Here is a 25,732-nt window from a genome sequence, read left to right as displayed (position 1 = left end):
CATCACCCGGATAAGTATTCAGTAGACAAACAATCACCGTTCGACCAGGACACATCCCACCAGACCCCGAAAACAGCGCCTAGATCAACTACCAATCCCTACATTTCGGACAGCCCTGAAGATGGTTCCCGAGCCGCCTGGCCGTTCCTGCCCATCCAGTCACGGGCGCCCTGCCGTACGGCGGCGTGCACCGCGCGGGCGACGCGGGCGCCCCAGGTCGAGCGCGGGCCGCCGAACAGCTCGGCCCGCCCCTCTTCCCGTACGGCGACGCAGACCGCGTCCGAGGCGGTGCCCGTACCCGGGAAGCCCTCCTCGGCCAGCGCCTGGGACTTGGCCTCGGTGACCGTCATGACGGCGTTGACCAGGGCGGCGTCGGTCATCGCCACCGGGACGGCGACGACGATGTTGATCGTCCCCGGCAGGTACATCGGCGCCAGCTCGGGGTCGGGGGTTCCCTCGGGGGCCGCCGCCCAGGTCGGCACGCGCAGGCCGACGGTCGCCGCGACCTCGACTCCCCCGTCTGCGGCCGTGGTGAACCGGTCCACGGCCGCCGCGGTCAGCATGCCGACCCCGGGCCCCGGCGGGGCCATCTCCAGCAGGTGCGCCACCGGGTCCATCCGCGAGTAGCCCCCGGCCACCTGGGCGTTGAGCACCCACCCGACCGGCCCGATGCCGCCGCCCAGCATCGCCGAGGAGATCGCCCGCCAGCCGGGGCCGCACTCCCACAGCAGCGAGGCCAGCCTGGCCCCGTCCTCCTCACGACGGCTCAGTCCGAGTCTCACGGACGCTCCAGGTGGACCTGTGGTCTGCCGCCCGCGTCGGCCACCACACGGACCCGGGCGTCGAAGTGCTCACCGATCAGCTCCTCGGTGAGGACGTGCGCGGGAGTGCCCGCCGCTGCGGCCCCACCGCCGGCGACCAGCGTCATCGTGTCGGCGTACTGCCCGGCGACGCTCAGGTCGTGCAGCGTCGTGACCACGGTCAGGCCGTCGGCCAGCCTGAGCCGGTCGAGGAGTTCGAGGACCTGCTGCTGGTGCCCCAGGTCCAGGGCCGTGGTCGGCTCGTCGAGCAGCAGCACCGACGCCCGCTGGGTCAGCGCCCTGGCGAGCACGACCCGCTGGCGCTCCCCGCCCGACAGGTGGCCGAGCGCGCGGGCGGCCAGCGGGGACAGGTCGAGCCGGTCGAGCACCGAGGCGGTCACCTCCCGGTCCTCCCGGCTCTCCCTGCCCAGGTGCGGGATGTACGGCGTGCGGCCGAGCATCGCGTAGTCGAAGACCGTCATGTCCCCGGGGAGCGCCGGGGTCTGCGGGGCGTAGGCCAGCAGTCGCGCCCGTTCCCTCGGCTTGAGCCCGCGCACCGGCGCGCCGTCCACGAGCACCTCACCCGAGTGGGGCAGCAGCCCGGCCAACGCCCTGAGCAGGGTGGACTTGCCCGCGCCGTTGGCCCCGATGACGGCGAGCCACTCCCCCGCGCCCGCCCGCAGGTCCACACCGGACAGCACGGCCCGCCCGCCGAGGACGACGCCGAGCCCCCTGGCCTCGACGCGGCTCATGTCTCCACCCGCCGGGTGAGGCGGAGCACGGCCACGAAGAACGGCGCCCCCGCGAAGGCGGTGACCACCCCGATGGGCAGCTCGGCCGGGGCGATCACGGTCCTGGCGGCCAGGTCGGCCAGGACCAGGAAGACGGCCCCGCCGACCAGGGACAACGGCAGCACCACCCGGTAGGACCCCCCGGCCAGGCGACGGACCACATGTGGGACGACGATGCCGACGAAGCCGATGAGCCCGCTGACCGCCACGGCGGAGGCGGTGGCCAGCGAGGCGGTCAGCAGCACCACGAGCCTGACCCTGGCGACGTTCACGCCGAGGCTGGCCGCCTCGTCGTCGCCGACCGACAGTACGTCGAGCAGCCTGCCGTACAGCAGCATGACCACGACGGAGACCGCCGCGTACGGCAGGATCAGCCTGACCTGCTCCCAACCGCCGCCGACGTTGCCGAGGATCCAGCCGTAGACGCGCTGGAGCTCCTCCACGTCGAGCTGCTGGAGGAACGTCTGGACCGCGGTGAGGAAGGAGGTCACGGCGACCCCGGCCAGGACCAGCGTCGCGGTGCCGCCGCCCCTCCCCGCGACGTTGCCCAGCGCGTAGGCGAGCAGGACACCGCCGATCGCCCCGGCGAACGCCGCGCCGGGCACCAGGAGCGTGTCCCCCTCGCCGGTCGTGAACACGATCACCGCCGTCGTCGTCAGGCCCGCCCCGGCGGCGGCCCCCAGCAGGTAGGGGTCGGCCAGTGGATTGCGGAACACACCCTGGTATCCGGCGCCCGCACAGGCCAGCAGTCCGCCGACGATCGCGGCGAGCAGGACCCTGGGCAGCCTGAGTTCCAGCAGCAACGCCCGCTCGACCGGCGCGAGCCCGGAGTCGGCGGAGACGAACGGCAGCCAGTCGAGCAACTGCAGCGCGGCGCCGCGCGGCGCGATGTCCGCCGCGCCGACCAGCAGGGCGGCGAGCATGCTCGCCAGCAGCAGCAGGCAGGCCGCCAGTGTGACGAACGGGCGCGGTCCCGCGGTCCGGTGGGGAAGCCGCTTGCCCGCCGTCCGGAGAAGGCCGGGGGCCACCTCGGGCGAGGACGAGCCCGTTGAGGGACGGGAGAGATCGGTCACCTAACTGGTCGCGGTCTTCCGGACGGCCTCGCCGACCTGCTTGACGAGGTCGACGACGCGGGGACCCCAGCGGGAGGCGAGGTCGTCGTCGAGGGCGACGACCCGGTCCTTCTTGATCGCCGAGAGCCCGGACCAGCCGGGACGCTTGGCGAGGGTCTCCCGTGACTGGCCGCAGCACTTGGTGTCGGCGAGGAAGACGATGTCCGGGTCGGCCTTGACGACGAACTCGGCGGAGAGCTTGGGGTAGCCGCCCGCCGCGTCGGGGGCCTTGTCCGCGATGTTGGTCAGCCCGAACAGCCCGTAGATCTGGCCGATGAAGGTGGTCGAGGTCGCCGAGTACGGCGTGCTGTCCAGTTCGTGGTAGTAGGTCAGTTTCTTGTCCTTGGGAGCCTCGGCGGCGAGGGCCTCGATCTGCTTCCTCATGCCGTCGGCGACCTCCTCGGCCCGGTCCACGTTGCCGGTGGCCAGGCCCAGGTCGGTGATCTGGTCGTAGGCGTCGTCGAGTTTGGCCGCCGCGGGCTCGACCAGCACGGGGACGCCGAGCGCGCCCAGCTTGCCGACGACGCCGTCGATGTCGTTGGCGAGCACGACCAGGTCGGGCTTCTTGGCGACGATCGCCTCGACGTTCGGCTTGAACCCGGACAAGGTGGTCTTCGGCGCCTGCGCGGGGTGGTTCGACTGGTCGTCCACCGCGACGACCTGGGGGCCGGCGCCGACGGCGAAGAGGTTCTCGGTCGCGGTCGGCGACAGCGAGACGATGCGCTCCGGGCGCTTCTGGACGACGACCGGGCCGTTGCCCGCCTGAACGGTGACGGGGAAGGCCGCCCCCTGCGGCGACTGCGCCGTCGTCGCGGACGGGTCGGCCGTGCTCCCGGTGTTTCCGGCGCCTTCGGTGTTCCCGGCGCATCCGGACAGGGCAAGCACACCGGACAGCGCGCCGACGAGGGCGATACGTACGGGCCTCACTCGGGGGGGATCCTTTCGGTCATCGGAACAGGAGAGACCCGTGAAGGGACGGGGTCACCCTTTCCACGAGGGCAGACAGCGTCGGCACAGCGGAAGGCGACCTGGCTCGATCAGGGAGAACGCTCCCCTGACCATGACAGTTGCGGGACAGCGCCGGGCTCGCACCGGACTTCGCTACACGCTGTGCAACAAACCAACGCTATCAATCCCCCCGATCCTCTCCTCCGTCAAGCCCGCCCTCCCAACCTCCGCGAACCCGGTGCCGTGCGTGAGGGGTGTCGGCTTGGGCGCGTCGGTGTCTGGACTGAGGAACGCAGGAGCGAAGCGACGGAGTGACGAGGGAAGACGCCGACGCGCCCAAGCCCGCGACGCCGCCAGGCGGAGCAAAGAGACACAGCTTGGACGCGTCGGTGCTTGGACCGAGGAGCGAAGGAGCGCAGCGGATGAGTGACGAGGGAAGACACCGACCCGAAGCGCCCGAGCCCGCGACGCCGCCAGGCGGAGCAAAGAGACACAGTCAAGCCTGGTCCTCCAGCTCCCGTTCGGCCTCGGCGATCACCTCCTGGAGGCGTAGGCCGTGTGCCGCGTCAAGGGGATGGCCGCCGCCGCGGGCGACGGTCTCGGCGAACTCGGAGAGCATGACGGTGAACGAGTCGGAGCCGAGGCGGTTCCCGTCGAGGTGCTCGCTGCCGAGCCTGCCGTACACGTCGACCCTGGAGGGCGGCGTCTCGCCGGGGACGCTCATGCACAGCGACGCCTCGCTGACCGCGCCCGTCTCGTGTTCGAGCAGCAGGCCGACCCAGCCGCGCGGGTTGCCGTGGGCGCGCACGCCGGTGATCCGGCCGAGCGCGGCGTCCAACATGTCGATCATGTGCGGGCCGATGTCGAGGATCGCGCCTCGTTCGAGTCGCCAGGGGGTGGCGAAGTCACCGCCCAGCATGGAGCCGGAGACGCTGACCGCGTTGCCGCCGAAGGGCTCGATGGCCGAGACCCTGGCCAGGAAGGCCCTGGTCGCCGCGGAGTAACGCCAGGTCAGGACCATCTGGGAGGGCACGCCTGCCTCGGCGACCGCCTCGGCGAGCCGTCTGGCCCCGTCGAGGTCGGCGGCGAGTGGCTTCTCCAGCAGCAGCGCCTTGCCCGCCCGCGCGGCGAGCACCCCCAGCTCGGCCTGTACGGCGGGCGGCACGGAGAAGGCGACCGCCTCGCAGTTGTCGAACAGTTCCTCGATCCGCTCGTAGACCGGGACCCCGAACCGGGCCGCGGCCTCGGGGCGCCGCGCCCACACACCGACCAGGCGCGTGTCCGGTCCGGCCGCGAGAACCGGTGCGTGCACCATCTCCGCCCACGGCCCCGCGCCCACCAAACCCACAGATATCGTCACGGCCCCAGCTTCTCACGACCCCTTCCGCCGGTCGCGCGCTCATCAGGGACCCACCCCACCAGAACCAGGAGGCCGTACCGGCATGATGGATCACATATGGACGAGATGATTCTGCTGCGGCACGGTGAGACCGAGTGGAGCAGGGACGGGCGTCACACGGGACGTACCGACCTGCCGCTGACCCCCAGAGGTGAGGAGCAGGCGCGGGCGCTCGCGCCGCTGGTCGGGGGCAGGTCCTTCGGGCTGACCCTGGTCAGCCCCGCGTCGCGGGCCCGCCGTACGGCGGAGCTGGCCGGACTGACGGATTACGAGGTCGACCCGGACCTGTGGGAGTGGGACTACGGCGGCTACGAGGGCATCACGACCGTGGACATCCGGCGCACGCGCCCCGGCTGGTACCTGTGGCGTGACGGGGTCGTCCCCGGGGACGCCGAGCATCCCGGTGAGAGCGCGCAGGAGGTCGCGGAGCGCGCCGACCGGGTGATCTCCCGGGCCCGCGCCGCGGACGGCACGGTCGCCGTGGTGGCGCACGGTCACCTGCTGCGGGTGCTGTGCGCCCGCTGGCTGGGACTTCCCGCGCGGGACGGCCGCCTGTTCCGCCTGGACACCGGGACCTACTCCCGGCTGGGCTTCGAACACGGCGAACCGGTGGCGCTCACCTGGAACGCCCCCGTCTGAGAGCCGGGCCGCGGTCCGCGGCCCGTCAACCACATCAGCACTTCCTGGTGGCCCTCGCGGGCCTCCTCGCAGTGCCTCCATCTCCAGTGGCAGGGCTGGTCGCGTACTCCGGTGACCCATGTGCGGTAGGACACCGGAGTGGTCGCACCGTCGCCTGTGGCCTGCGAGGCGACACCATATGTGCGGATCACGACGCGACCGCCTGGTGCGAACAGCACGTCGTCGGCCACGGGATACAGGGTCATCCGGTCGAGCATGGCTTGAGCCCCCATTCGCTGTTGGCTCACACTCTTCCCCGCCGACCCGCTCCCCGGGTTACGTCATCGACACGGCGAGGTTAACCACTCGCCCCGATGTGAAAACGGCGTTACACCGTAAGGCTGTCGAACTCCCCGTCTTTCACCCCGAGCACCAGCGCACGGATCTCGTCGCGGGTGTAAATCAGTGCCGGACCCCCGGGAAAGCGGGAGTTCCGGACCGCGATACTGCCGTCGGGCAGTTCCGCCAGCTCGACGCAGTTGCCCGTCGAGTTGCTGTGACGACTCTTACGCCAACTCGCCCCGGCCAGGTCCGTGGCGGGCATGCCGTTGTAGGTGTGGTTCATTTAGATCTCTCTGAGAAGGTCGCCGAGGATCTCGGCGGTGCCCCCAGGCGTGGTGCTTTCCACGCACAGCTGCTCCATGGCCGTGAGGTATGGATCAATGTCCTCACGTTTGTCCAGGTAGAGGGCACCCCAGAGCTGCTCGACATAAACGACGTCCGACAGGTCGGACTCGGGAAACCGCAAGATGCTGAACGCACCACCCTCGGCCGCGTGCATGCCGAAGCGGAAGGGCATCACCTGGATGGTGATGTTGGTCAGCGCGGCCACCTCCAGCAGGTGCTGGAGCTGTTCGCGCATGATCTCCCGTCCTCCGATAGGGCGCTTCAGGGCCGCCTCGTCGATGACGGCCCACAGGCGGGGGCCGTCCTTCTTCGTCAGGCGCTCCTGACGCTGCATGCGCATATGCACACGACGCTCGATCTCCGCCTCCGGCACGTCCGGGTAGCCCAACCGGATCACGGTGCGCGCGTAGGCCGCCGTCTGCAGCAGGCCGGGAACGAACTGCACCTCGTAGGTGCGGATCACGTTCGCCGCCTCCTCCAGCCCCACGTAGGTGGTGAACCAGTTCGGCAGGAGATCGCCGTACTTGTGCCACCAGCCGGGGGTGTTCGCCTCGCGGACCATCTCCAGCAGGCCGCGCCGTTCTGCGTCGTCGAGCACGCCGTACAGGGTGAGCAGGTCTTCCACGTCTCGTGTCTTGAAACCGACGCGACCCAGTTCCATCCGGCTGATCTTGGACTCCGAGGCCCGGATGTGGAATCCGGCCACCTCACGGGGAAGCCCCTTCTCCTCACGCAGGCGACGCAGGCTTGCGCCGAGCATGATGCGCCGAACGGTGGAACCGGTACCGGGCGGGTCCATGGACACGTGGTTGCTCCTCGCTCGCTTTCCTGATCGACAGTCTGTCACTTCGCGGCCCAAGATTTCCCAGCCGCGGACAAGATCCCCTTTCTGTCCGATTGCCGATTTCATGGGTAACCGTAGCGGTTGCACGCACCTTATGCACGTGCATTCGCTCTTGCACCTGCACGGGAGTTTGCACCATGATGATCGCTGTGCAGTCCGCCCACACCGCGCTCTCCCGGACCTCCTGGACGGCGCTCGACTGGTGGCCCCCCGTCGGCTGGTGGCCCGATACGGCACGCGATCTCCTCTCCGGATCAGCGGCCATGGCGAGCGCCACCTTCGTGCTTCCCCCGCAGGCGGAGTCGGTGCACTCCGCCCGCAGCTTCGCCACGGGGACACTCACCGGCTGGAAGCTCACCGACCTGGTCGAGAACATGGAGCTCATCGTCTCCGAACTGGCCACCAACGCCTTCAGACACGGCCTGCGCCTGGCCGAGTCACGCGCCAAGGAACCCATCAGGCTCTCGTTGCTACGCCGGGGAGGTCTGGTCACCTGCGCGCTCAACGACCCGGGATCGGGTTTTCCCGCGCTGCGCGATCCGTCACCCCTGGACATCGGCGGGCTCGGACTGCACATCGTCGAGTCGCTGAGCGTGCGCTGGGGCTGGGCTCCCCTGGCCCCCTACGGCAAGATCGTCTGGGCCGTCCTCGGCTGACGCCCCCGTCGTACCCCCGCCAAGACCATCCCGGACGGCGCCGCCTCTTCCCTCATTGGCGCCGGCCGGTCCCGGGCCCGTGACGCACCCCCGCGAGCGGCCCCGGGACCGGCCAAACCCGTGCCGATCCCGGCCTCCCGCCCGTCGCCGATCCACCGCCGGCCCGACGGTGACCTGGCGGTGACCATGTGCTGACCTGGCGGTGACACGGTGAACATCCTGTGAACCTGTCGCATTCTGCGCGGTGCGTCCCCTGGCGACGCCCTCTGCATTACCGTGGATGTTCATGGCTCACGGAGAGTCCCCGTGTGAGATTCCTGCAGAGAGCTGCGAGATGGACGATCACCTGCTCGGCTGGTTGAAGACCCTCGACGAAGAACGGCTCACCCGAATCCTGGCCAACCGGCCGGACGCCATCGCCGCACCGTGGCCGCGGCGCCTCGACACCCTGGCGCAGCGGCTGGGCAACGGATCCGCGATCTCCGCGGTCATGCGCGCTCTTCCACTGCCCTCCTTCGAGGTCGCGCAGGCGGCCCTGGCCCTGGGCGACCGCGTCGACCTTGAGACACTGGCCGGGTTCATGGGTGTCTCGGAGGCCGAGACCGCCCCCTGGATCGACCTGCTGTCCGACCACGCCCTGGCCTGGCCCGACGACGAGGGACGCATCCGGCTCGCCGGGGGCCTGGCCCGTTGCTGGACGGCCCCATGTGGCCTCGGCGAATCGCTGGCCCACTACCTGAACTCGTGGACCGTCAGCGCCGACGCCCTGCGCGCGCTGGCCAGGGCCCTCGGCCTGCCCAACGGCCAGAAGCGCCAGACGGTCATCAAGATCATCGAGGTGCTCTCCGACCCGGGCCGCCTCGCCGCCCTGCTGGAACGGGCTCCCGAGGGAGCCAGGAGACTGCTCGACGAGTTCGCCTGGGATGGCCCGTCCCGTGGCGTCGACGGCGGCCGGTTCGTGGTCCCCGGCTCCCCGGAGAAGTGGGCGGGCGACCACGGCCTGCTCTTCCGGCCGAGCTGGAACACCGCCGAGATGCCCAGGGAGGTGGCGCTCGCGCTGCGCGGGGCCGACTACCACCCCCCGTTCACCCCCGTCCCGCCCGACCTGGCGACCGTCCCCGTCGACCCCGAGGCCGTCGACCACCTGATGACCCTGGCGGCGCCCCACGTGGTCGAACGCTGTGCCGCGATGCTGGAGAACACCGCGAAGATCCCGTTGCCGCTGCTGAAGGCGGGCGGGGTCGGCGTGCGCGAGGTGCGCAGGCTGGCCAAGGACATCGGCTGCGACGAGGACGAGACCCGGCTGCTGCTGGAGATCTGCGCGGTCGCCCGGCTGCTGGCCTGGGACGACACGGCGGGTGGCCTGGTGCCGACCGAGAAGTTCGACCGCTGGCGGCTGGACGACGCGGCGGCCAGGCTCCGGGTGCTGCTCGCCGCCTGGTGGCGCATGGAACGCTCATCGCTGCGCCGGATCGACGGCAGATACGGCACGGTGCTCGGCGACGACCCCGCGGGGGTCATGGTCGCCCGCGCCAGACGGGCGGTGCTGGGCGTGCTGGCCCGCCTGCCCGCCAGTACGGCGTGCGCCGACCAGGCCGGGCTCGTCGAGGCGGCCCACTGGCACGCCCCGCTGCTCGAACGCCCGCTGCTGGGCGAGTGCGCCCCCGCCGCACTTGAGGAGGCCAGGATGCTCGGCCTGGTCGCCTACGACACGATCACCGACCTGGGGCGCGCGCTGGCCGCGTTGCAGACGGCCGGTGACGAGAACGACGACTCGGTGCCGCTCGTCGAGAACGACCCGCTCCTGGTCGAGTGCTCGATCAGGGCCCTGGCCAGCGTACGGCGCAGCGCGCTGTTCGGCGCCGACCTGACCGCCGTGGTGACGGGTCCCCCCTCCGCCGAACTGGCCGAACTGCTCGACCGGACCGCCGACCGCGAGTCCAGGGGCGCCGCCTCCGTGTGGCGCTTCAGCCCGGCGAGCATACGGCGGGCGATGGACGCCGGATGTTCCGCCGACGACCTGCTGGCCGATCTCGCCGAGGTCGGCACGGTGCCGCAGCCGCTCGACTATCTCGTGCGCGACATCGCCAGGCGGCACGGCGAGGTCACCGTGACCACGGTCGCCTGCATCGTCCAGGCCTCCGACCCGGTGCTGCTGGCCGAGATCGCCGGTCACCGGCGGCTGGGCAGGCTGGGGCTCAGGCTGCTCGCGCCGACCGTGCTCGCCAGCTCCGTGCCCGCGGCCAAGACCCTGGCCGCGCTGCGGGAGAACGGTTACGCCCCGGTCCCGGTCGAGGACACCGGGGAGATCACCGTCCGCCGTGCCCGGATCGAGGAGCCCCAGGGCGGGCGGCTGATCCTGCTGCCCGGGGGGCGGGTGGCCGAGTTCGAGCAACCGCCCTACCCGGTCCTCGACACCCCGCCGGACCCGGGTGAGCACGCCAGACGGCTGCTGGCCACCGGGGACGGCGCCCGGGGCAACGGCAGGACGTGGGCGGTGATCGGCCGCATGGCCTCCCGCCTGCCCACCGCCCAGCAGTCGCTGCTCGGTTTCGTGGTCGACCGGGGCGTGCGGGCCGCGATCACGCTGGCCGACGGACTGACCGCGACCATCAGCCACGGTGAGCTGCGCGGCGGGACACTGGACGCCTGGTGCGAGGAGGCCGGCGACTATCTGGAGTTCCCGCTCGCCGACATCGTCGAGGTCCGCGGCACCTACGTCTGACACCGCTTCTCCGACAGTCCAGGGCGAATCGGGCATCTGCACGTTCGCCTGCACGTTCGGCTGCACGATTCTCACCCCGTGACGAGCGCGCGCACGGCCTTTCTGGCGCGCGCCGGGCCGTACTCGGCGACCAGGGCCGTCATGTGCTCGGCGGCCAGCGGCGCGAGCAGGGCGTGGGCCAGGGGGTCGGCGTCGCAGCCGGGACGGGCCTCGGCGAGCAGGATCGCCACGTGCCGGTGCCAGAACCGGTAGGCGCCGATGCGGTAGCGGGCGCCGGGACTCGCGGTCTCCGACATCCTGACCAGGTCGAGGTGGGCCAGCAGATAGTCGAGGTAGGCCTCGACGAACGCGGCCAGCCGTTCGGCGGCCTGCGCGCCGGGCCCGAGGGGTGCGGGACCGGCCAGGATCGCCTCCTGCAGTTCGCGTTCCCGTTCGTCGAGGAGCGCGACGGCCAGGCCCGACCTGTCGCCGAACCTGCGGAACAGCGTCCCCTTGCCCACGCCCGCCTCGGCCGCGACCGCGTCCATCGAGACGCCGTCCACACCTCGTTCGCGGAACAGCCGCGCCGCGGCGGCCAGCACCTTCGTACGGTTGCGCGCGGCGTCGGCGCGTTCCCTTGGCGGCTCGCCCATCAGCACGCGCAGCGGCTCGGTTGACGAAGCGGACTGCGGTCCGTTAAGTTCTCTCCCGTTCACACAAACGGACTATAGTCCATTTATCCTTCGGGAGGCCGGTCATGACCCAGTTGATCACCCGCGACGAGCTGAGGACCGCGATCGAGGCGGGCTCCGTAATCGTCCTGGACACCCTCGGCGGCGAGTACTACGCGCAGCAGCACCTGCCGGGGGCGATCGCCCTGGTCGAGAGCGAGGTCGCCGAGCGCGCCGCCGGGCTGCTCCCCGACAAGGACGCCGCCATCGTCACCTACTGCTCCAACCCTTCCTGCGGCAACAGCGAGGCGGTGGCCAGGCGACTGACCGCGCTCGGCTACACCCACGTCCGCAAGTACCGCGAGGGCATCCAGGACTGGGCCGAGGCGGGCCTGCCCATCGAGTCCGGCCTGCCCGCCTGACACCCACGTCGGCCGGATCCCCTGCCTCGCCGAGGACCCGGCCGACGTCCTACCCCTCCAGGGCGACCCTGCGGGCCAGGCCGAGGGGGAGGCCGCCGGAACCCGCCAGCCTGTCGTGGAAGGCGCGCAGGTCACCCCGTCCCGCGGCCAGGTAGTCGTCCCGGATGCGGTCGATCTCCAGGGCGCCCGTCAGGTAGGACGGCGCCTGGGTGGGCCAGGCGCAGTAGCGGTCCACCTCGCCCTTGGCGGTCCCCGGGGTGAGCGTGGACCTCGTCGTCATGAACTCCTCGGCCTCCTCGACGGTCATGTCACCGCAGTGCAGCGAGGTGTCCACGATGATGCGGGCCGCCCTGAAGAGCCGGAAGTCCAGATGGGCGAGCTCCTGGGCCGCCGTGGTGAAGTAGCCCTGCTCCCGCATGACCTTCTCCACGTACAGGCCCCAGCCCTCGACGAAGTACGGCGTGCGGAACAGCTTGCGGACCCGGCGGGGGCTGCCCGCCACCCAGGACAGGTGCCAGTGGTGACCGGGGTAGGCCTCGTGGACGGCGATGGAGGGCATCTGCGCCCTGGCGTTCGTGCGCAGCCGCTGGCGGACCTGCTCCCCGGTGAAGGAGTCGGGGGTGAAGGGCACGAAGAAGTGCCCGATCCGGGAGGTGGACAGCGGCGGGGGCTGCAGATAGGAGGCGACGGCGAGGATGGGCCGCTGGAACTCCGGAGAGGGCACGACGCGGCACTCCTCCCCCTCCGCGAACGTCACCAGGCCGCGTTCGCGCACGAACCGCCTGGCCCGCTCGGTCTCGGCCTCGTACTCGGCCCGCATGTCCTCAAGGGTCGGCGCGTGGTCGTCCTGGAGCGCGGTGACGGCCGCGTGCCAGTCTTCGGTGCCGCCGGGCAGCCGAAGCGCGACCTCCCGCATCTGCGCGTCCAGTTCCTCGTAGGCCTCCTGGCCGCGCTTGAGCAGTTCGGCCGCGCCGTACCCCAGTGTCTCCCGCTCGTACAGCAGCCTGGAGTACAGCTCCTCCCCCATCCGCCAGGTGCCGCCCGCCCGGAAGCCCTCAAGGAAGACGACCAGGTCGTCGAAGGCCGCGGCGGCGGGCTCCGCCGCCTCGGCCAGGCGGGCGCGCAGCCGTTCGTCCTCGACCAGGCCGGGGACCGTCACGGTGAGGAAGTTACGCGCGGTGCGCGCCTGACCGAGCCCCCGCCTGACCAGCAGCTCGGAGGCCAGCGCCGGGTCGAGGTTGGCCCGGCAGGCGGCCAGGACGCCGGGGACCTCGGCCAGCCGGGCCACCGCCGCCTCGACCAGCTCGGCCTCGGGCGCCAGGCGCTGCAGGAACGGGCTGAACATCGAGCCGAAGACCGTGCCCACGTAGACCGCGGGGTCACGCCGCCAGGTCGGCCAGTCCTCGTACGCCAGGGCGCCCCGCAGCGTCGAGACGACGAGTTCGCGGTCGATCTCCTCCTCGAACCCCTCCCCCTGGGGGGCGCCGGCGAGGCGTTCGAGCCAGCGCCGGGACTCGCCCTCCCTGGCCAGGAAGCCCGCCTCGGAGAGGTCGCCGAGGGTCCGGTCGTAGCCCTCGGCCCCCAGCAGGGTGGCCTGGACGGGGTTGCTCTCCAGGTGCCAGGCGACGAAGTCGTTCACGAGCTCAGAGGACGTCATAGCGGAAAATCCTACTTTCGGCCCCTCGGGGAACTTCAAGGCTCGCCTGGGCCCTGCGCCTGACGGGTCCGCCGGATCACCGGTGGCCCGGGGGCGCCGTTCCCATAAGCTTCTACTGTGGGTGACCCGAAATTCGAGATTCAGATGCTCCACGACCGTGTCATGGTCAAGATCGAGCAGGAGTCAGAGGAGCGCCGCAGCACCGCGGGCATCGTCATTCCCGCGACGGTGAAGATGGCCAACCGGCTGGTCTGGGGTGAGGTCTGCGGCGCGGGGGCGAACGCCCGTTCCGTCAAGGTCGGCGACAAGGTCCTGTTCAACCCCGAGGAGCAGTACGAGGTCGAGGTGCACGGGCAGCTCTATCTCGTCATGCGCGAGCGTGACCTGCACGCCATCGCCACTCCGCAGACCGACAACGGCACCGGCCTGTACCTCTGAGCCATCAGGCGCGCCGCGCCGCCAGGACTCGCCGGACGGCGCCCATGCGTCCCGGGACGGTCCCGTACGGCCGGGCACCGCGAGGCGGCGCCCGGCGGAGCGGTCAGCTACGGGTGTAGCTCAGATAGATCTTCCTGTTCCAGTCGCGCGCCGAGACGTCGGCCAGGACCCGCAGGCCCTTGCCCTTGACGTCCACGACCACGACCTTGTAGACGCCGGAGCCGGGCAGGACGGCCACGAAGCTGCGCTCGTCCCACCAGCCGAGCAGGGCCTTCGGCTTGACGCCCTTCACCTTGACCGCGATCTTGCCCGAGCTGCGGTCCCAGACGCAGACGTCCTCGGCGTAGCTCGCCGGGCACCAGGTCATCAGCCCCTTGCCTGAGGGGGAGAAGACGTCCTCTCCTCCGCCCGGGGCGCCGGTCTTGGCCAGGGTGCGCCTGGCCGTGCCGTCCTGGCCGTAGAAGCGGACGCCACCCTGGTGGGCGGCGACCAGCTGGGCGTTGTCCGGGGTCCAGCGGAACGTGGCGGCGGGGTCGACCCCGGAGACGGTCACGGTGCGGGCGGTCTTCGCGGCCACGTCGACGATCACGAACCCGGTCGTCGTCCAGCCTCCGGCCGCCTTGCGCTGGACGGTCAGGACCACCTTGCGGCCGTCGCGGGACCAGTGGGCGAAGTGGGCGACGAACGGCTTCTGCACCGTCTGGATCTTGACGGCCTTCTCCGAGACCAGGTCGGCCAGCAGCACCGAGTCGTGCCCCGAGCTGTAGGAGCTGGGCACCGCGAGCGCCTTGGTCCCGCCCGGCGCCACCGTGATCTCCTGGTACCCCTTCTGCTTGGCGAACGCCTCACCTCTGCGCAGGTAGGCGAGATTGCCGAGGGTGTAGGAGGAAACCGTTAGCGGGTCCGCGGAGCTCTCCCTGACGGTCACCCCGGTGTCGGGAAGGGTGACGTCCGCCGGCAGGGCGGCGTGGGCCGCGGACGGGGCGAGCACGGTCAGGCAGGCCGCGATGACAGCGCCACCGAGCGTTTTGTTGATTCCAGGAGTCACAGGCACGGGCGCAGCCTAGGGCGGGAGCTACTCATAGTTTGTGATCTATACCGAATCGGTTTCCCTGACAAGGGCGGCCTTCGGGAACGGACTGCTGGGATTCGCCCAAAGAGGACCGAGAAGGGGATGGTTGGGGGTGATTCCAATGGGGAACGGGAGAAATCGGAGACACGCGGGCCGGGCGGGGCTGATCGTCGCCATCCCCCGTCCGGCCGGGCGTGTACCGCGAGCGCGACCGGAGGTCAGCGGCTCAGGAAGGCGCGCGCCTCGGCGATCAGGTCGATGTGGAGGCTGAGCCTCAGACCGTAGTAGACGATCACCGTCGCGGTCGCGGCGGCGGCCAGGACCACCAGGATCTTGACCGTCCAGCCCTGGCGCCCGAGCCAGGCGGTCCAGGCGGCCAGCGTCCGCCTGCCGAACTGCAGCAGGCGGTGCGCCCAGTGGAACTCCGTCGCCAGCACGGCCAGGCCCGCGAAGACGACCAGCCAGCCGGGCCCGGGGAAGGGCACCATGATGAGGCCGGCGACGACCAGCACCGATCCGATGACCCCGATGACGATCTTGAGGGTGAGGCGGCCGGTTCTGGTGGACCTGACACCGTCGAGCCAGCCGTGAATGCCCGAACGCCGGGCCGCCTCGTCCTTCAGGACGTCGGCGTCTCCGGTCTCGGACGGACGCCCGGAGGCGTCACGTTCGTCATGCATCCCGTTGGAAGTGGCCACTCGATCCCCTGGACGTTGGTTTCGTCAAAGAATAGGCGCCTTCGAGTGGATCGCGCTCAATCCTCAGCCCTTGAGCTCGGCGACGATCAGCGTGTTGCCGTCAGGATCGGCCAGGTGCAGCGAACGACTCTCGGCGTCCTCCCGCTCGTTCCACACCCGCACGCCGTACTCATCCAGACGCCGGGAGAGGCGGCCGAGGTCGGTGGTGTAGAGCACGAGCGACGGCCTGCCGCCGGATGCCCGCTCCCGGCCTGCGGCGGGCATGAGCCACACCCCGACCGGCTCCTGCCCCGGCAGCCCGACGTGCAGGTAGCGGTAGCCGTCGTCGGTCCGGTCGTGGAGCACGGCGAAGCCAAGGACGTCGCGGTAGAAGGAGAGCGCCACGTCGAGGTCGCCGACGGGCAGGACCATCCGGCCGACGGCGGAGAGCGGGGTTTCCGGTGAGGTCGCGATCACGGGAGGGACCCTAGCCGGGGTGACCGACGTTTTCCGGCCGCGACCGGGCGTTACGCGCCCTTGGGGATGACGAGACCTCGAAACAGCCCCGACAAGTCAAAGGTAAAAACCCTGGTGAATTGGGTGATTTTAGCCCCAAAAGTGGGTTAATGTCCGTCCATGTCTGAGGCTCCCCTTGTCAAGACCGTCAGTGTGAGGACCGTGAGCGGCCCCTGCGCCGTGTCCGCCATCACCGGTTCGGTCCTGCCCCGCGAGCGCCTTCGTGCCGACCTGCGTTGGGCGGCGGGTGTCCCGTCCGACCCGCACCGCTGGCTGGACGAGGAGGACGCGGCCTCCGTGGAACTGCGCGAACTGCGCAGGTCCGACGGGCTCGGCCTGGTGGTCGAGCTCAGTTCCATCGGAACCGGTCGCGACGCCGCGACCCTGTCCAGGATCTCGGCGTGCAGCCGGGTGTCCGTGATCGCCGGAACCGGCTTCTTCGCCGGGCCGTTCAGCCCGCCGTGGGCGTTGACCGCCGACGTGGACACGCTCACCGCCCACCTGATGGACGAGATCGACAACGGCCTCGACGGGACCAGTTCCCGTCCCGGGGTGATCGGCGAGATCGGCTCCTGGGACGAGGAGCCGACCCCCGCCGAGGAGCGGTTCGCGGTCGCCGCCGCCAGGGCCTCCCTGGCCTCCGGCCTGCCCCTCGCCGTCTCCGAGCGCGGTGGCCTGCCCCTGCTGGAGATCCTCCTGTCCGAGGGGGTCCCCGCGCACCGGATCAGCGTCGCCGACGCGGGCACCGACCCCATGACCGCGCACAAGGTCGTCGAGTCGGGCGGTTACGTCTGTCTCACCTCCATGGGCGGCGACCGGCTGCGGGACGCCCTCGACCTCATCGAGGACGGCTACGCCTCCAGGCTGCTGCTCAGCAGCGGCCTGTCCAGGGTCTCCGAGATCGAGCGGTACGGCGGCGCCGGCTACAGCCACCTGTTCCGCACCCTCCTGCCCAGGCTCCGCGAGGCGGGCATCGGTGAGGGCGCCATCCGCATGATCACCCATGACAACCCCCTCCGCTGGCTGACCTGCACGACATAGGCCATGTCGATCAAGGTCGCGAACGCGCCCGTCAACTTCGGGATCAACCGGGCAGGGGGCGGTACACCGAGCCCCGACCTCCTGCTCGACGGGCTGGCTGAGGCCGGTTACGAGGGAATCGACTCGGGGCCGATCGGCTACCTGGGCACCGGCGGCGGACTGCTCGACCGGCTGGCCAGGACCGGGATGGGCCTGGCGGGCGGCCAGGTGGACCTGCGTTACGACGACGAGGACGCCTTCGCCGCCGGACTGGCCGGGCTGTACACGGCGCTGGCGATCTTCGCGAGCGTTCCGGTGGCCGACCCGCGCTTCGCCCCCCGCCTGACCCTGGCCTGTCCGCCGCACCGCAGGCGGTTCGCCCAGGGTGTCGCCCCCGGCCTGCCCGGCGAGGCGTGGGCCGACTTCGCCTCACGGGTGCAGGAGGCCGCCGACCGCTGCCGGGACCGCGGTCTCGAACCCGTCTTCCACCACCACCTGGGCACTCTCGTGGAGACCCCCGAGGAGGTCGAGAGGCTGCTCGACCTCACCGACGTCTCGATCTGCCTGGACACCGGCCACTTCTGGCTCGCCGGAGGTGACCCCGTGACCGCGCTGCGGCTGTGGGGCGACCGGATCAGGCAGGTCCACCTGAAGGACGCCAGCAGGCGGGCCCGTGACCGGGCGCGGGCCACGGGCGGCGACCTGGCCGCGGTCATCGCGGGCGACGCCTTCCCCCCGCTCGGGGCGGGCGAGGTCGACCTCGCGGGTGTCCTGCGCGAGCTGCGCGACTACGAGGGCTGGCTGGTCGTCGAGCAGGACGCGCCCGGCCCCGGCCAGGACGTCGGGCGCGCCATGGCCGACCAGCGCGCCAACCGGCTCTGGCTGAGCGCGCACGGCCTCTGAGGACGGTCCTCAGGCGACCCCGGCCTTCGGCGGGTCGCAGTCCACCGGGCACTCCCGTGGGCGCAGCATCAGCCGTGAGCCGGGGCCGCCGGCCGCCGCCTTGTCGTCGGGGTTGATCAGCGCGCAGCGGTCGAGGGACAGGCAGCCGCAGCCGATGCAGTCGGTCAGACCGTCCCTGAGCAACTGCAGCTGCCTGATGCGGTCGTCCAGCTCGCTCTGCCAGGCCGCCGAGAGCCTGGCCCAGTCGTCGCGGGTCGGGGTGCGCTCGTCCGGCAGAGCCGACAACGCGTCCTGGATCGTCCTCAGCGGGATGCCGACCCGCTGCGAGACCCGGATGAAGGCGATCCTGCGCAGCGTGTCACGGCTGAAACGGCGCTGGTTGCCGGCCGTACGGCGGCTGCTGATCAGGCCTCTGGCCTCGTAGAAGTGAAGGGCGGAGACGGCGACCCCGCTGCGCGAGGCGAGCTGGCCGACGGTGAGCTCCATATTCGCGGACACATTCCACTCTAACGCGACCTTCACCTTGATTGAGGTTGCGCGCTGGAATCACGACCTTTCCCCATCCGGCGTGGATCGTCCTCCCGGGGGCTCGAACCGGCCGGGGATGCGCGACACAGGCGGACACTCCCCGCGACCGCGACAATGGGGACATGACGAGAGCACTGGTGCTTGGCGGCGGAGGAATCGCGGGAATCGCGTGGGAGGCGGGCATCGTGACCGGCCTGCGGCGGGCGGGCCTTGACCTGGGTGAGGCCGATCTCGTGATCGGCACGTCCGCCGGATCGGTCGTGGGGACCCTCATGACCACCGGCGTCGACCTGGAGGAGGCGGTCGTCGCGCAGGCGGAGGCCGAGCCCGCCGCGTCCCCGCAGGTCGACCCCGAGGCGGTGATGACCGTCTTCGGCCTGCTCCACGACTCCTCCCTCGACCCGGAGGAGGCCAGGCGGCGGGTCGGCGCGCTCGCCCTCGGCACCGGGGACACCGGGGCCAGGACCGAGGAGATCGGCAGGCGGCTGCCCGTGCAGGAGTGGCCGGAGCGCCGGCTGCTGGTCACCGCGGTCGACACCGCGACCGGCGGGTTCGTGGTCTGGGACCGTCACTCGGGTGTCCCGCTGCCCTCGGCCGTCGCGTCGAGTTGCGCCGTGCCGTGCGTGTTCCCGCCCGTGGAGATCGGCGGGCGCCACTACATGGACGGCGGAGTCCGCTCGGTGACCAACGCCGACCTGGCCGCGGGCAGCTCCGCGGTGGTCGTCGTCGAGCCGCTGGCGCATCTGGAGACCAGGGAGCGCTTCGAGGCGGAGGTCACCACGCTCGGGGACGCGGCGGTCGCCCACGTGGCGCCCGACCAGGCGGCGATCTCCGTCTTCGGGATCGACATCCTCAACCCCACCCTGTGGCGGCCGGCCTTCGCCGCGGGCCTCGCCCAGGCCCCCGACGTCGCCGAGGTCGTGGCCAAGGTCTGGCGGTTCTGACCGTACGGCCCGGCGGGCGCGGACCCGTCGGGGAGGTCAGCGCTCGACGCTCCAGTCGTGACGGCCGATGGCGTAGGACCCGCCGTCGGCCGTCAGCCAGCCCGCCTTGGTGAGGGTCTCGACGCTGTGCCGTACGGCCTGCTCCGGCAGGCCGGTGGCGTGGACGATCTCCTCGACGTTCGCGGTCCTGGTGTCGACCGCGAGCACGGCCACCGCCTCGTAGACGCGGGTGTCGGTCGTGGACAGCGCCTGGACGTCCGCCTGTCGTTCCTCGCTCATGCTCCGCTCTCCTTCCCGGATCGGCTTACGGCCCCAGGACCTTGTCTCACCCCTTTCGGGCGTGTTACTCCGGGTGATCCCCGAAAGCCTTTCCACGGCCCCCTGTGGCCCCCTGTGGGCCCCCTGCGGGCCTTCCAGGAGCCCTGGCCGGGACCCGCGGCGTCGTGTACGGCCTACGCCCCGGTCCGTATGGCGACGGAGATATTCATGTTCGTGTTTCTCTGGTGTGATCTATCGACACTTCGCCCGATGCGTGCATAAACGTCCCATTGCGAGTAACGTGCGGATGACAGGGCTCTCGGAGCAGGTCTTCCCCGGTGGGACCGCGTGGATCGGCTCCCGTTGTCACGGGCCTCCACCTGCCCCGTCCCGCCTGCGCCGCGCCTCTCGGCATTCCTTGTTCCCTTCCATTGGAGCGCTTTCACGAAATTGAGTCAGATTTCGTGACACGGTTTGCATTGCGGCCATAACGTCTTAGCCTTACCTTCCCGGTATGGATCTCGAGCTCCGACACCTCAGGATCGTGCGCGCGGTCGCAGAGGCCGGGAGCGTCACCAAAGCTGCCAGCCATCTCGGGCTGGCACAGCCCGCGCTGACCGCGCAGCTCAAACGGATTGAGCGAGTGCTCGGGGGAGCTCTTTTCGAACGCGACCACAACGGTGCGCGGCCCACACCTCTCGGGGAACTGGTGTTGTCCAGGGCGATGGTCTTGTTGCCGGCCGCCAGGGAACTCCAGGAGGAGGCGGTCCGCTTCGCCAACGCCACCGGTGACATCCCCCGTTACCGGCTGGGAGCCACCAACGGTCCCATTCTCGGCGGGCTGGTCGACCGGCTCGCCAGGGCGTGGCCGTCGACACCGGTCAGCACGTACACGTCGTGGTCGGCCAGGGAGCTGACCACGATGGTGATGCTCGGCCGGATCGACTTCGCGCTCATCGGCGCCTGCGGGGAGAGCGCCCCGCCGGTCGAGGGACCGGTGGTGTGGCTGACCGTGGGCATGGACCCGGTCTTCGTCCTGCTCAACGAGGACCATCCCCTCGTGGATCGGAAGGAGGTGACACTGGCCGAACTGGCAGGCGAGAGCTGGGCGGTCACCCCGGGTGACAGTTGCTTCGGGGACTGCTTCGCCACGGCGTGCGCCCGCGCGGGCTTCACGCCGCAGACCATCTACGAGACGGACGTGGCGACATGCATGCACCTGGCCAAGGTCGGCCGCGCGGTCGTGCTGTGCCAGGCGACCTTCCAGCCGACACCGGGAGTGGCGCTGGTACCGCTTGTGGACGCGCCGCTGCGGTGGCGGCAACTGCTCGGCTGGCATCCGGAAGGCCCGGGTGCGCGAGCCGCCGCCTCGATCGTCGAGCACGCCAAGGCGGCCCACGCCGACGCGGTACGGCAGAGCGTCCGCTACGCCGCGTGGCTCGCCGACAACCCGCGTTTCGGCACCTCTCCGTGACGCGACGATGAGACATCCGGCGCGGAGCCCGCGGAGAACCCGTACCCCCCGCGTTCACCACCCGCCCGGCCAGAACGGCCGGGTCCCGACCCCCCGTCCCCGAACGCCGCCGCCCCTTTCCGAAGGGACGGCGGCGTCCTGACGTTCCGGCCCCGGCCGGGGCCCGGTGCGGCGGAGCGGGAACGTCGAGAACAATGGACGGGTGAGTGAGCTTCTTACGCTGAGCGAGGGCGCGGTGCTGACGCACCTGGCCACCAGGGCCGAGCTGACGGACGGCACGCTGCGGGCCGTGGACGACCTGCGGCTGTGGGCCCGTCTCGCCGACGGCGACGGGCTGCCGCTCGCGGGGGGCGGCACGGTGCGCACCGTGGTCGAGGCCGGCGAGCCGTACCTCACCGGGCCTGAGGGCTGGCTCTCGGCGGTGCGGCCGGAGGAGGTGGTCGCGCTGCGCCTGCGCGGGGGCGGGTTCGAGCTGTCCACCACGACGCTGGCCGGGTTCTCCGCCGAGCGGGCGGTCCGGGTCGCCGAGGAGTTCGCCCAGCGGGCCTTCGAGGCGCTGCGCGCCTTCGCCGAGGGGCTTGAGCCGAGTCCCGGGGTCTCGATCGACGTCGCGGTCCTCGGTCTGCTGGCCAAGGACCCCGAGACGTTCGCCGATCCGCTGCCGCCGCTCGCCCCGCTGCTGAACGGCGCCTCGCTGGAGGTCCGGGGCGGCCGGGTCGGCATCGTGGGCGCGCCGTGGGAGCCGGACTCCGTCGCCGACCTCGCCCCGCTCGACGTCGTCAGGCTGGCCCTGGTGCGCAGCGCGCTGCGCACCTACGGGGAGGGCGCCGACCTGTCGCGGGCGCTGACCTACCTGGGCCGCTCGGCGGCGGTGCTCACCAGGATCGCCGACGAGGTCGAGCGGGAGCCGCTGCCCGCGCGGCTCGTCGAGGCCCTGCCGCGCACCGACCCCGCGGCGCTGCTGCTGGCCGCCAGGTCGGCCGAGGGTGAGGGCCGCTCGTTCGAGGCGTCCGGGATCATCGCCGAGGTGCTGGCGCTGTCGCCGGGGCTGGCTCCCGCCGAGCGGGACGCGGCCGAGTACGCCGCGTGCCGTACCGACCCGGGTGATCCGCTGCCCGCGCGGGCAGCGCACCTGTTCCGCGGCCTGCTGGCCTACGGAGACCGCCCGGCCAGGCGCCGCCTGATCGACGACCTGGTCGGGTTGAGCGTCCGGGTCGCCGAGCCCGCCCTGGCCGACCTGGCGCTGTTCGAGAACGACGTCGTCGGCGAGTTCCTCGACGCGCGGGGCGAGTGGCTGCGCGAGGACGAGGTCCGGCTGCTCGATTCGTGGCGCGGGACGCCGCTGCGCCTGTGGGAGGTGCTGGGTGTCCACGACGACCGGATCACCCTGCGCGACGCGGCGGACGAGGCCGGGCGGCCGGTCACGCTGGCCGACGAGCTGCTGCCCTCCCAGGCGCGTCCGGGCGACCTGATGCTGACCAGGCTGCTGGACGACGGGACCGGGCCGCACGTGTTCGGCCATCCCTTCAAGGTGGACCCGGCCCGCCGGGAGGAGATGCTCGCCCTGCTCACCGACCCGGTCGACCCCTACGCGATCGCGGCCTTCTTCCGGCGCGCCGCCCGTCCCGCGCCGCCCCGGTGACCCCGGCCGGGACCGCCCGCCGGGGTGTCAGCCGCCGTTCTGCGGGACGATCGGGCCCTCGCTCGCCTGGACCAGGACGAACCCCTGCCCCTGGAAGGCGAGCTGGACCGCCTCGCCGCTGCCGCGCCCGATGAGCGCCGAGGCCTTGAAGGTGCGGTTGACGCCGACGCGCAGACCCGTGCTCCAGCACACCGCGGACTGGCTGTCGGCGTAGGTGGGCATACGGGAGGCGTCGAGCAGGACCGGAGCCCCGTGCGCGGTCACGGCCACCCACCCGGTGCCCTGGACGGTGGTGTTGAACAGACCGCCGGTGGCGATGCCCGCGCCCTGCACCCGCTGGATGTCCCAGGTGAGCTGCGGATCGAAGGCCAGCAGGTTCCTGCCGTTGACGGTGATCGCCTCATTCTCCAGGTAGAACAGGTGGACGTCGTCGGCGTTGTCGGCCAGGAAGAGCAGGCCCTGGCCCCGCACGCGCATCAGGGGCGCGCCCTCCCCGGTGACCATCTTCTTCAGCAGGCGGCCCACGCCGCCGCCCTCGTAGTCGAAGTCCATCTGCCCCTGGAAGGCGACCATCGACCCCTGCCGGGCCAGAACCTCCCCGTTCAGGTGCACCCGCAGCATCTTGGCGTTCTGCAGGGCGAAGTGACCGGGAACCTGCCCCTGGTCGAGGTTTCCGAAGAACGAGCTACGCACAGGCGATGCCTCTCGGTGTCGGGGGATTCACACCGGAATGACGCGTGGGACGACAGAGGAGTTCCCCCCGAGCCCAAAATGCCCAACCATCAGGCGAATCACCGAAAAATCACTACATCTGGTCGTTACGCTACCGCCTCGTGAGCGAGTCCGGACGGGCGGGTGGCGAAGACCGGCCATCGGCCCGTCCCGCCGGGCCCGTCCTGCCGTGACGGTGGGCGACCCGCCCCCTGTCGACAGGACCGGAATTGCGATTAATGATCGTAAATAATCGCGACTGCCGCCGGGGCAGCGCATGTCCAAGGAGATGACGTGACCGCCGAGATCGCGGGCTGGCTGTTCCACACCATCAGGCGCGAGGTCGCCGGAGCCGAAGCCCTCGCCGCGGAGACCGACCTCGTCGCCACCCTCGGGGAGAGGACCCTCGGCCCGGGAAGCGGCCGAGGGTTCATCGACCACATCCGCTCGAACAGCGAGGCGAAGATCAGGATCGTCGAGATGTTCACCAGGAACCGGGCCGTCCTCGACGGGCTCGAAGGCCGCATCCGCGAGGGCGAGAGCCTCACCGCGGGTGAGGCGCACGCCCTGGCCGTCGCCGCCATCCGCGACGAGGTGCTCACCGAGGCGCTCACCGAGACGGCGTACGGCTACCGCCTGCGTCCCGGCTGGAAGGAGGAGTGGAAGCCCTGACCGGGGCCCCGGCCGCCCGTCAGGTGAACGCGTAGCACTCGACCTCGGCGCGGCGGTAGGTCAACCCCTTGGCGACCGAGTCCCGCACGCACGCCCGCTCGGCGGGGCTCAGCCGCAGCCTGCCGCACACGGAGACCCCGGAGTACTCACGGCAGTCCAGGTCCGGGTTCTCCTCGCCGCCCGCCCGGTAGTCCTGCCTGACCGTGTCCCGGCACTCGGCCCTGCGCCGCGCCGTCGCGGCGTAGGAGCACTGGTTGAGGAGCGTCTCGTACTGTGACCGGCTCACCGGTGTCCTGCCGTTGTCCTTCGGCAGCGCCCGCGCCGCGGTCCCGGTGCCGGTCCCGGTGACGACGAGCCCGACCGTGGTGACCATGACAAGAGCCGTGACGGCGATGATGCGTTTCATGGCGCCCCCCTGTGACCAGTCATGACATCCCTCTGTGACCAGCTCTCAATCCACAGTAACGGGCGCATGGCAAAGAACACTTCCGGGGCGTGAGACACCGGCTGGGGCCGCCGTGAACCGCCGTCCGGTCAGCCGGCTCCGACGGCTCCGGCGGCCCTGCCGCTCCCGGTGACGGCGTTCCTCGGGGAGCGCCTCCCCCGGCCGCCGACGACGACCAGGATCGAGGCCAGGACGAGCGGCCCCATCACGATCAGGTCGGTCGCCGAGCCGCCGAACCGCGCGCCCTCCTTCCCCAGCAACATGCCGACCAGCAGGAACAGGACCATGTTGTTGCCCGCGTGCGCCAGGCTCGACGGCCAGATGCTGCCGCTGCGCTGGCGGAGCCAGCCGAGAAGGATCTCCTGGAACTGGAAGGAGACGGTCCAGATCAGCAGCCCGGCCACGACGTCGGCGTACTCGACGTACCCGAGGAAGGCCAGGGGGTAGTGCCAGGCGCCCCAGATGAGGCCGGTCACGACGGAGGCCAGCACCGGGCGGCCGGGAAAAAGGCGCAGCCGCAGGTAGCCGGTCCAGCCGAACTCCTCCCCCCAGTAGAGGGGGGACAGCAGGGGGATCAGGCCGACCAGCAGCAGCAGGAAGGCCCACCCCGGCAGGCCGGGAAGCACGTCGTCGAACGACGCCAGGCTCGGGTCGGCCAGTCCCGTGGCCGCGGCGATCCCGGCGGACATGACCACCAGCGCGGGCGGGCCGAACCAGGCGGCCAGGTAGTAGGGCCAGGCACTTCGCAGCCGGAGCGCCAGGCCCGCGTCGCCGAACCCCTCCCCTGTCACCCAGCGGCGTACGACGAACGCCGCGATCGCCGGGACGAAGGCCATCGACAACTGCGCCAGCGGGTCTGCCAGGGACATCCCCAGCAGCAGCCGTACGGCGAACATCCCCGCCCAGGAGACCCCGAAGGTGATGAGCAGGTAGGCGAGCACGCCCCTGTCCTTCCACGCCACCGCCGTTCCGCCTTTCTCTCGTTTCCGTTCACATCCGGGACCGTCCCGGACGCCGCGTCAGCACATCACCCGCCCCGAGCCACGGTCACTACGCCGGAACACCCGATCCGGGGGTGGCCGGCCGTACCCGGGAACTACCGCCAGACGGATGGGACGGGACG

28 protein-coding genes and 1 riboswitch are annotated in these 25,732 nt (G+C 71.2%); of the genes, 11 read left to right on the top strand and 17 right to left on the bottom strand.

The window, feature by feature from the left end; all coding sequences use genetic code 11:
* Window positions 1-98 precede the first annotated feature (98 nt).
* From ACIBVQ_RS01845 to ACIBVQ_RS01825, 5 genes are all read right to left on the bottom strand, one after another.
* Window positions 99-782: an adenosylcobinamide amidohydrolase gene (locus tag ACIBVQ_RS01845; RefSeq protein ID WP_362775123.1), complete on the bottom strand. Its 684-nt coding sequence runs from the start codon at window positions 780-782 to the stop codon at window positions 99-101.
* Window positions 779-1,552: an ABC transporter ATP-binding protein gene (locus ACIBVQ_RS01840; RefSeq protein ID WP_362775120.1), complete on the bottom strand. Its 774-nt coding sequence runs from the start codon at window positions 1,550-1,552 to the stop codon at window positions 779-781. The genes ACIBVQ_RS01845 and ACIBVQ_RS01840 overlap by 4 nt, the downstream gene beginning before the upstream one ends.
* Entirely contained in the window at window positions 1,549-2,514 is a 966-nt protein-coding gene (locus tag ACIBVQ_RS01835) for a FecCD family ABC transporter permease (RefSeq protein WP_399175813.1), read from the bottom strand. Before ACIBVQ_RS01835 ends, ACIBVQ_RS01840 begins: the two co-directional genes overlap by 4 nt.
* Before the next feature lie 150 nt (window positions 2,515-2,664).
* Window positions 2,665-3,630: an ABC transporter substrate-binding protein gene (locus ACIBVQ_RS01830; RefSeq protein WP_362910638.1), complete on the bottom strand. Its 966-nt coding sequence runs from the start codon at window positions 3,628-3,630 to the stop codon at window positions 2,665-2,667.
* Between the two features lie 121 nt (window positions 3,631-3,751).
* A riboswitch (cobalamin riboswitch) is annotated at window positions 3,752-3,805 on the bottom strand.
* Between the two features lie 342 nt (window positions 3,806-4,147).
* The gene (locus ACIBVQ_RS01825) at window positions 4,148-5,011 is read right to left on the bottom strand and encodes a Gfo/Idh/MocA family protein (protein ID WP_399175008.1); all 864 of its coding nucleotides are present in this window, start codon (window positions 5,009-5,011) and stop codon (window positions 4,148-4,150) included.
* Window positions 5,012-5,107: 96 nt separating this feature from the next.
* Between ACIBVQ_RS01825 and ACIBVQ_RS01820 the strand changes: the two genes are divergently transcribed.
* The gene (locus ACIBVQ_RS01820; protein ID WP_352008741.1) at window positions 5,108-5,689 is read left to right on the top strand and encodes a histidine phosphatase family protein; all 582 of its coding nucleotides are present in this window, start codon (window positions 5,108-5,110) and stop codon (window positions 5,687-5,689) included.
* A gap of 367 nt (window positions 5,690-6,056) precedes the next feature.
* Here the strand turns inward: ACIBVQ_RS01820 and ACIBVQ_RS01815 are convergent, their stop codons facing one another.
* Together ACIBVQ_RS01815 and ACIBVQ_RS01810 are read right to left on the bottom strand one after the other, a co-directional pair.
* Window positions 6,057-6,293: a DUF397 domain-containing protein gene (locus ACIBVQ_RS01815; protein ID WP_184715044.1), complete on the bottom strand. Its 237-nt coding sequence runs from the start codon at window positions 6,291-6,293 to the stop codon at window positions 6,057-6,059.
* Complete coding sequence (locus ACIBVQ_RS01810) at window positions 6,294-7,115, bottom strand: helix-turn-helix transcriptional regulator (protein ID WP_352009446.1); 822 nt, start codon at window positions 7,113-7,115, stop codon at window positions 6,294-6,296.
* Between the two features lie 221 nt (window positions 7,116-7,336).
* Here ACIBVQ_RS01810 and ACIBVQ_RS01805 point away from each other — a divergent pair, with 221 nt between their 5' ends.
* Both ACIBVQ_RS01805 and ACIBVQ_RS01800 read left to right on the top strand, forming a co-directional pair.
* Window positions 7,337-7,855, top strand: a complete 519-nt coding sequence (locus ACIBVQ_RS01805) for an ATP-binding protein (RefSeq protein WP_352008740.1) — start codon at window positions 7,337-7,339, stop codon at window positions 7,853-7,855.
* A gap of 334 nt (window positions 7,856-8,189) precedes the next feature.
* Entirely contained in the window at window positions 8,190-10,580 is a 2,391-nt protein-coding gene (locus ACIBVQ_RS01800; protein WP_399175005.1) for a helicase-associated domain-containing protein, read from the top strand.
* A 71-nt stretch (window positions 10,581-10,651) separates the two neighbouring features.
* Here ACIBVQ_RS01800 and ACIBVQ_RS01795 read toward each other — a convergent pair whose 3' ends face one another.
* Window positions 10,652-11,212, bottom strand: coding sequence for a helix-turn-helix domain-containing protein (locus ACIBVQ_RS01795; RefSeq protein ID WP_362910644.1), 561 nt, complete (start codon window positions 11,210-11,212; stop codon window positions 10,652-10,654).
* Window positions 11,213-11,316: 104 nt separating this feature from the next.
* Between ACIBVQ_RS01795 and ACIBVQ_RS01790 the strand changes: the two genes are divergently transcribed.
* Window positions 11,317-11,652: a rhodanese-like domain-containing protein gene (locus ACIBVQ_RS01790; RefSeq protein ID WP_352008738.1), complete on the top strand. Its 336-nt coding sequence runs from the start codon at window positions 11,317-11,319 to the stop codon at window positions 11,650-11,652.
* 49 nt (window positions 11,653-11,701) lie between these two features.
* Here ACIBVQ_RS01790 and ACIBVQ_RS01785 read toward each other — a convergent pair whose 3' ends face one another.
* On the bottom strand, window positions 11,702-13,309 hold the full coding sequence (locus tag ACIBVQ_RS01785; protein ID WP_399175003.1) for a DUF885 domain-containing protein: 1,608 nt from the start codon (window positions 13,307-13,309) through the stop codon (window positions 11,702-11,704).
* Window positions 13,310-13,426: 117 nt separating this feature from the next.
* On the opposite strand from ACIBVQ_RS01785, the gene ACIBVQ_RS01780 reads away from it, so the two are divergent.
* On the top strand, window positions 13,427-13,747 hold the full coding sequence (locus ACIBVQ_RS01780; RefSeq protein WP_352008736.1) for a co-chaperone GroES: 321 nt from the start codon (window positions 13,427-13,429) through the stop codon (window positions 13,745-13,747).
* Between the two features lie 103 nt (window positions 13,748-13,850).
* Here ACIBVQ_RS01780 and ACIBVQ_RS01775 read toward each other — a convergent pair whose 3' ends face one another.
* The 3 genes from ACIBVQ_RS01775 to ACIBVQ_RS01765 all read right to left on the bottom strand — a co-directional run bounded on the left by ACIBVQ_RS01775 (window position 13,851) and on the right by ACIBVQ_RS01765 (window position 15,973).
* Window positions 13,851-14,801 (bottom strand): hypothetical protein, encoded by a 951-nt coding sequence (locus ACIBVQ_RS01775; RefSeq protein ID WP_352008735.1) that lies wholly within the window; start codon window positions 14,799-14,801, stop codon window positions 13,851-13,853.
* Window positions 14,802-15,037: 236 nt separating this feature from the next.
* Complete coding sequence (locus tag ACIBVQ_RS01770) at window positions 15,038-15,499, bottom strand: TIGR02611 family protein (protein ID WP_362910649.1); 462 nt, start codon at window positions 15,497-15,499, stop codon at window positions 15,038-15,040.
* Between the two features lie 81 nt (window positions 15,500-15,580).
* Complete coding sequence (locus tag ACIBVQ_RS01765; protein ID WP_399175000.1) at window positions 15,581-15,973, bottom strand: VOC family protein; 393 nt, start codon at window positions 15,971-15,973, stop codon at window positions 15,581-15,583.
* A 159-nt stretch (window positions 15,974-16,132) separates the two neighbouring features.
* Between ACIBVQ_RS01765 and ACIBVQ_RS01760 the strand changes: the two genes are divergently transcribed.
* Window positions 16,133-17,053 (top strand): aryldialkylphosphatase, encoded by a 921-nt coding sequence (locus ACIBVQ_RS01760; protein WP_399174998.1) that lies wholly within the window; start codon window positions 16,133-16,135, stop codon window positions 17,051-17,053.
* A 3-nt stretch (window positions 17,054-17,056) separates the two neighbouring features.
* Window positions 17,057-17,935, top strand: a complete 879-nt coding sequence (locus tag ACIBVQ_RS01755) for a sugar phosphate isomerase/epimerase family protein (protein ID WP_386190238.1) — start codon at window positions 17,057-17,059, stop codon at window positions 17,933-17,935.
* Between the two features lie 9 nt (window positions 17,936-17,944).
* On the opposite strand, the gene soxR is transcribed toward ACIBVQ_RS01755, so the two are convergent.
* Entirely contained in the window at window positions 17,945-18,421 is a 477-nt protein-coding gene (gene soxR, locus ACIBVQ_RS01750; protein WP_352009444.1) for a redox-sensitive transcriptional activator SoxR, read from the bottom strand.
* 164 nt (window positions 18,422-18,585) lie between these two features.
* Between soxR and ACIBVQ_RS01745 the strand changes: the two genes are divergently transcribed.
* On the top strand, window positions 18,586-19,407 hold the full coding sequence (locus tag ACIBVQ_RS01745) for a patatin-like phospholipase family protein (protein ID WP_386190237.1): 822 nt from the start codon (window positions 18,586-18,588) through the stop codon (window positions 19,405-19,407).
* A gap of 36 nt (window positions 19,408-19,443) precedes the next feature.
* Here ACIBVQ_RS01745 and ACIBVQ_RS01740 read toward each other — a convergent pair whose 3' ends face one another.
* Window positions 19,444-19,686: a hypothetical protein gene (locus ACIBVQ_RS01740; protein WP_386190236.1), complete on the bottom strand. Its 243-nt coding sequence runs from the start codon at window positions 19,684-19,686 to the stop codon at window positions 19,444-19,446.
* 493 nt (window positions 19,687-20,179) lie between these two features.
* Here ACIBVQ_RS01740 and ACIBVQ_RS01735 point away from each other — a divergent pair, with 493 nt between their 5' ends.
* Together ACIBVQ_RS01735 and ACIBVQ_RS01730 are read left to right on the top strand one after the other, a co-directional pair.
* Complete coding sequence (locus ACIBVQ_RS01735; protein WP_352008728.1) at window positions 20,180-21,139, top strand: LysR family transcriptional regulator; 960 nt, start codon at window positions 20,180-20,182, stop codon at window positions 21,137-21,139.
* A gap of 202 nt (window positions 21,140-21,341) precedes the next feature.
* Entirely contained in the window at window positions 21,342-22,781 is a 1,440-nt protein-coding gene (locus ACIBVQ_RS01730) for a hypothetical protein (RefSeq protein ID WP_399174994.1), read from the top strand.
* A gap of 27 nt (window positions 22,782-22,808) precedes the next feature.
* Here the strand turns inward: ACIBVQ_RS01730 and ACIBVQ_RS01725 are convergent, their stop codons facing one another.
* The gene (locus tag ACIBVQ_RS01725; protein ID WP_352008726.1) at window positions 22,809-23,474 is read right to left on the bottom strand and encodes an AIM24 family protein; all 666 of its coding nucleotides are present in this window, start codon (window positions 23,472-23,474) and stop codon (window positions 22,809-22,811) included.
* A gap of 312 nt (window positions 23,475-23,786) precedes the next feature.
* Here ACIBVQ_RS01725 and ACIBVQ_RS01720 point away from each other — a divergent pair, with 312 nt between their 5' ends.
* The gene (locus tag ACIBVQ_RS01720; RefSeq protein WP_352008725.1) at window positions 23,787-24,164 is read left to right on the top strand and encodes a hypothetical protein; all 378 of its coding nucleotides are present in this window, start codon (window positions 23,787-23,789) and stop codon (window positions 24,162-24,164) included.
* Window positions 24,165-24,183: 19 nt separating this feature from the next.
* Here the strand turns inward: ACIBVQ_RS01720 and ACIBVQ_RS01715 are convergent, their stop codons facing one another.
* Both ACIBVQ_RS01715 and ACIBVQ_RS01710 read right to left on the bottom strand, forming a co-directional pair.
* Window positions 24,184-24,570, bottom strand: coding sequence for a hypothetical protein (locus ACIBVQ_RS01715; RefSeq protein ID WP_352008724.1), 387 nt, complete (start codon window positions 24,568-24,570; stop codon window positions 24,184-24,186).
* Window positions 24,571-24,698: 128 nt separating this feature from the next.
* On the bottom strand, window positions 24,699-25,571 hold the full coding sequence (locus ACIBVQ_RS01710; RefSeq protein ID WP_352008723.1) for a CPBP family intramembrane glutamic endopeptidase: 873 nt from the start codon (window positions 25,569-25,571) through the stop codon (window positions 24,699-24,701).
* Window positions 25,572-25,732: the final 161 nt, after the last annotated feature.

The organism is Streptosporangium sp. NPDC049376, from assembly GCF_044466505.1.
Lineage (GTDB): Bacteria > Actinomycetota > Actinomycetes > Streptosporangiales > Streptosporangiaceae > Streptosporangium.
This window is presented reverse-complemented; position numbering and strand designations above follow the sequence as displayed.

Bases quoted from the DNA above. Each gene is read 5' to 3' on its own strand.
- ACIBVQ_RS01735 (WP_352008728.1), top strand. From the start codon at position 20,180: ATGGATCTCGAGCTCCGACACCTCAGGATCGTGCGCGCGGTCGCAGAG.
- ACIBVQ_RS01820 (WP_352008741.1), top strand. From the start codon at position 5,108: ATGGACGAGATGATTCTGCTGCGGCACGGTGAGACCGAGTGGAGCAGG.
- ACIBVQ_RS01815 (WP_184715044.1), bottom strand. From the start codon at position 6,293: ATGAACCACACCTACAACGGCATGCCCGCCACGGACCTGGCCGGGGCG.
- ACIBVQ_RS01835 (WP_399175813.1), bottom strand. From the start codon at position 2,514: ATGCTCGCCGCCCTGCTGGTCGGCGCGGCGGACATCGCGCCGCGCGGC.
- ACIBVQ_RS01760 (WP_399174998.1), top strand. From the start codon at position 16,133: ATGTCTGAGGCTCCCCTTGTCAAGACCGTCAGTGTGAGGACCGTGAGC.
- ACIBVQ_RS01800 (WP_399175005.1), top strand. From the start codon at position 8,190: ATGGACGATCACCTGCTCGGCTGGTTGAAGACCCTCGACGAAGAACGG.
- ACIBVQ_RS01755 (WP_386190238.1), top strand. From the start codon at position 17,057: ATGTCGATCAAGGTCGCGAACGCGCCCGTCAACTTCGGGATCAACCGG.
- soxR (WP_352009444.1), bottom strand. From the start codon at position 18,421: ATGGAGCTCACCGTCGGCCAGCTCGCCTCGCGCAGCGGGGTCGCCGTC.
- ACIBVQ_RS01715 (WP_352008724.1), bottom strand. From the start codon at position 24,570: ATGAAACGCATCATCGCCGTCACGGCTCTTGTCATGGTCACCACGGTC.
- ACIBVQ_RS01840 (WP_362775120.1), bottom strand. From the start codon at position 1,552: ATGAGCCGCGTCGAGGCCAGGGGGCTCGGCGTCGTCCTCGGCGGGCGG.
- ACIBVQ_RS01740 (WP_386190236.1), bottom strand. From the start codon at position 19,686: ATGAGCGAGGAACGACAGGCGGACGTCCAGGCGCTGTCCACGACCGAC.
- ACIBVQ_RS01795 (WP_362910644.1), bottom strand. From the start codon at position 11,212: ATGGGCGAGCCGCCAAGGGAACGCGCCGACGCCGCGCGCAACCGTACG.
- ACIBVQ_RS01785 (WP_399175003.1), bottom strand. From the start codon at position 13,309: ATGACGTCCTCTGAGCTCGTGAACGACTTCGTCGCCTGGCACCTGGAG.
- ACIBVQ_RS01790 (WP_352008738.1), top strand. From the start codon at position 11,317: ATGACCCAGTTGATCACCCGCGACGAGCTGAGGACCGCGATCGAGGCG.
- ACIBVQ_RS01805 (WP_352008740.1), top strand. From the start codon at position 7,337: ATGATGATCGCTGTGCAGTCCGCCCACACCGCGCTCTCCCGGACCTCC.
- ACIBVQ_RS01810 (WP_352009446.1), bottom strand. From the start codon at position 7,115: ATGCTCGGCGCAAGCCTGCGTCGCCTGCGTGAGGAGAAGGGGCTTCCC.
- ACIBVQ_RS01770 (WP_362910649.1), bottom strand. From the start codon at position 15,499: ATGCATGACGAACGTGACGCCTCCGGGCGTCCGTCCGAGACCGGAGAC.
- ACIBVQ_RS01745 (WP_386190237.1), top strand. From the start codon at position 18,586: ATGACGAGAGCACTGGTGCTTGGCGGCGGAGGAATCGCGGGAATCGCG.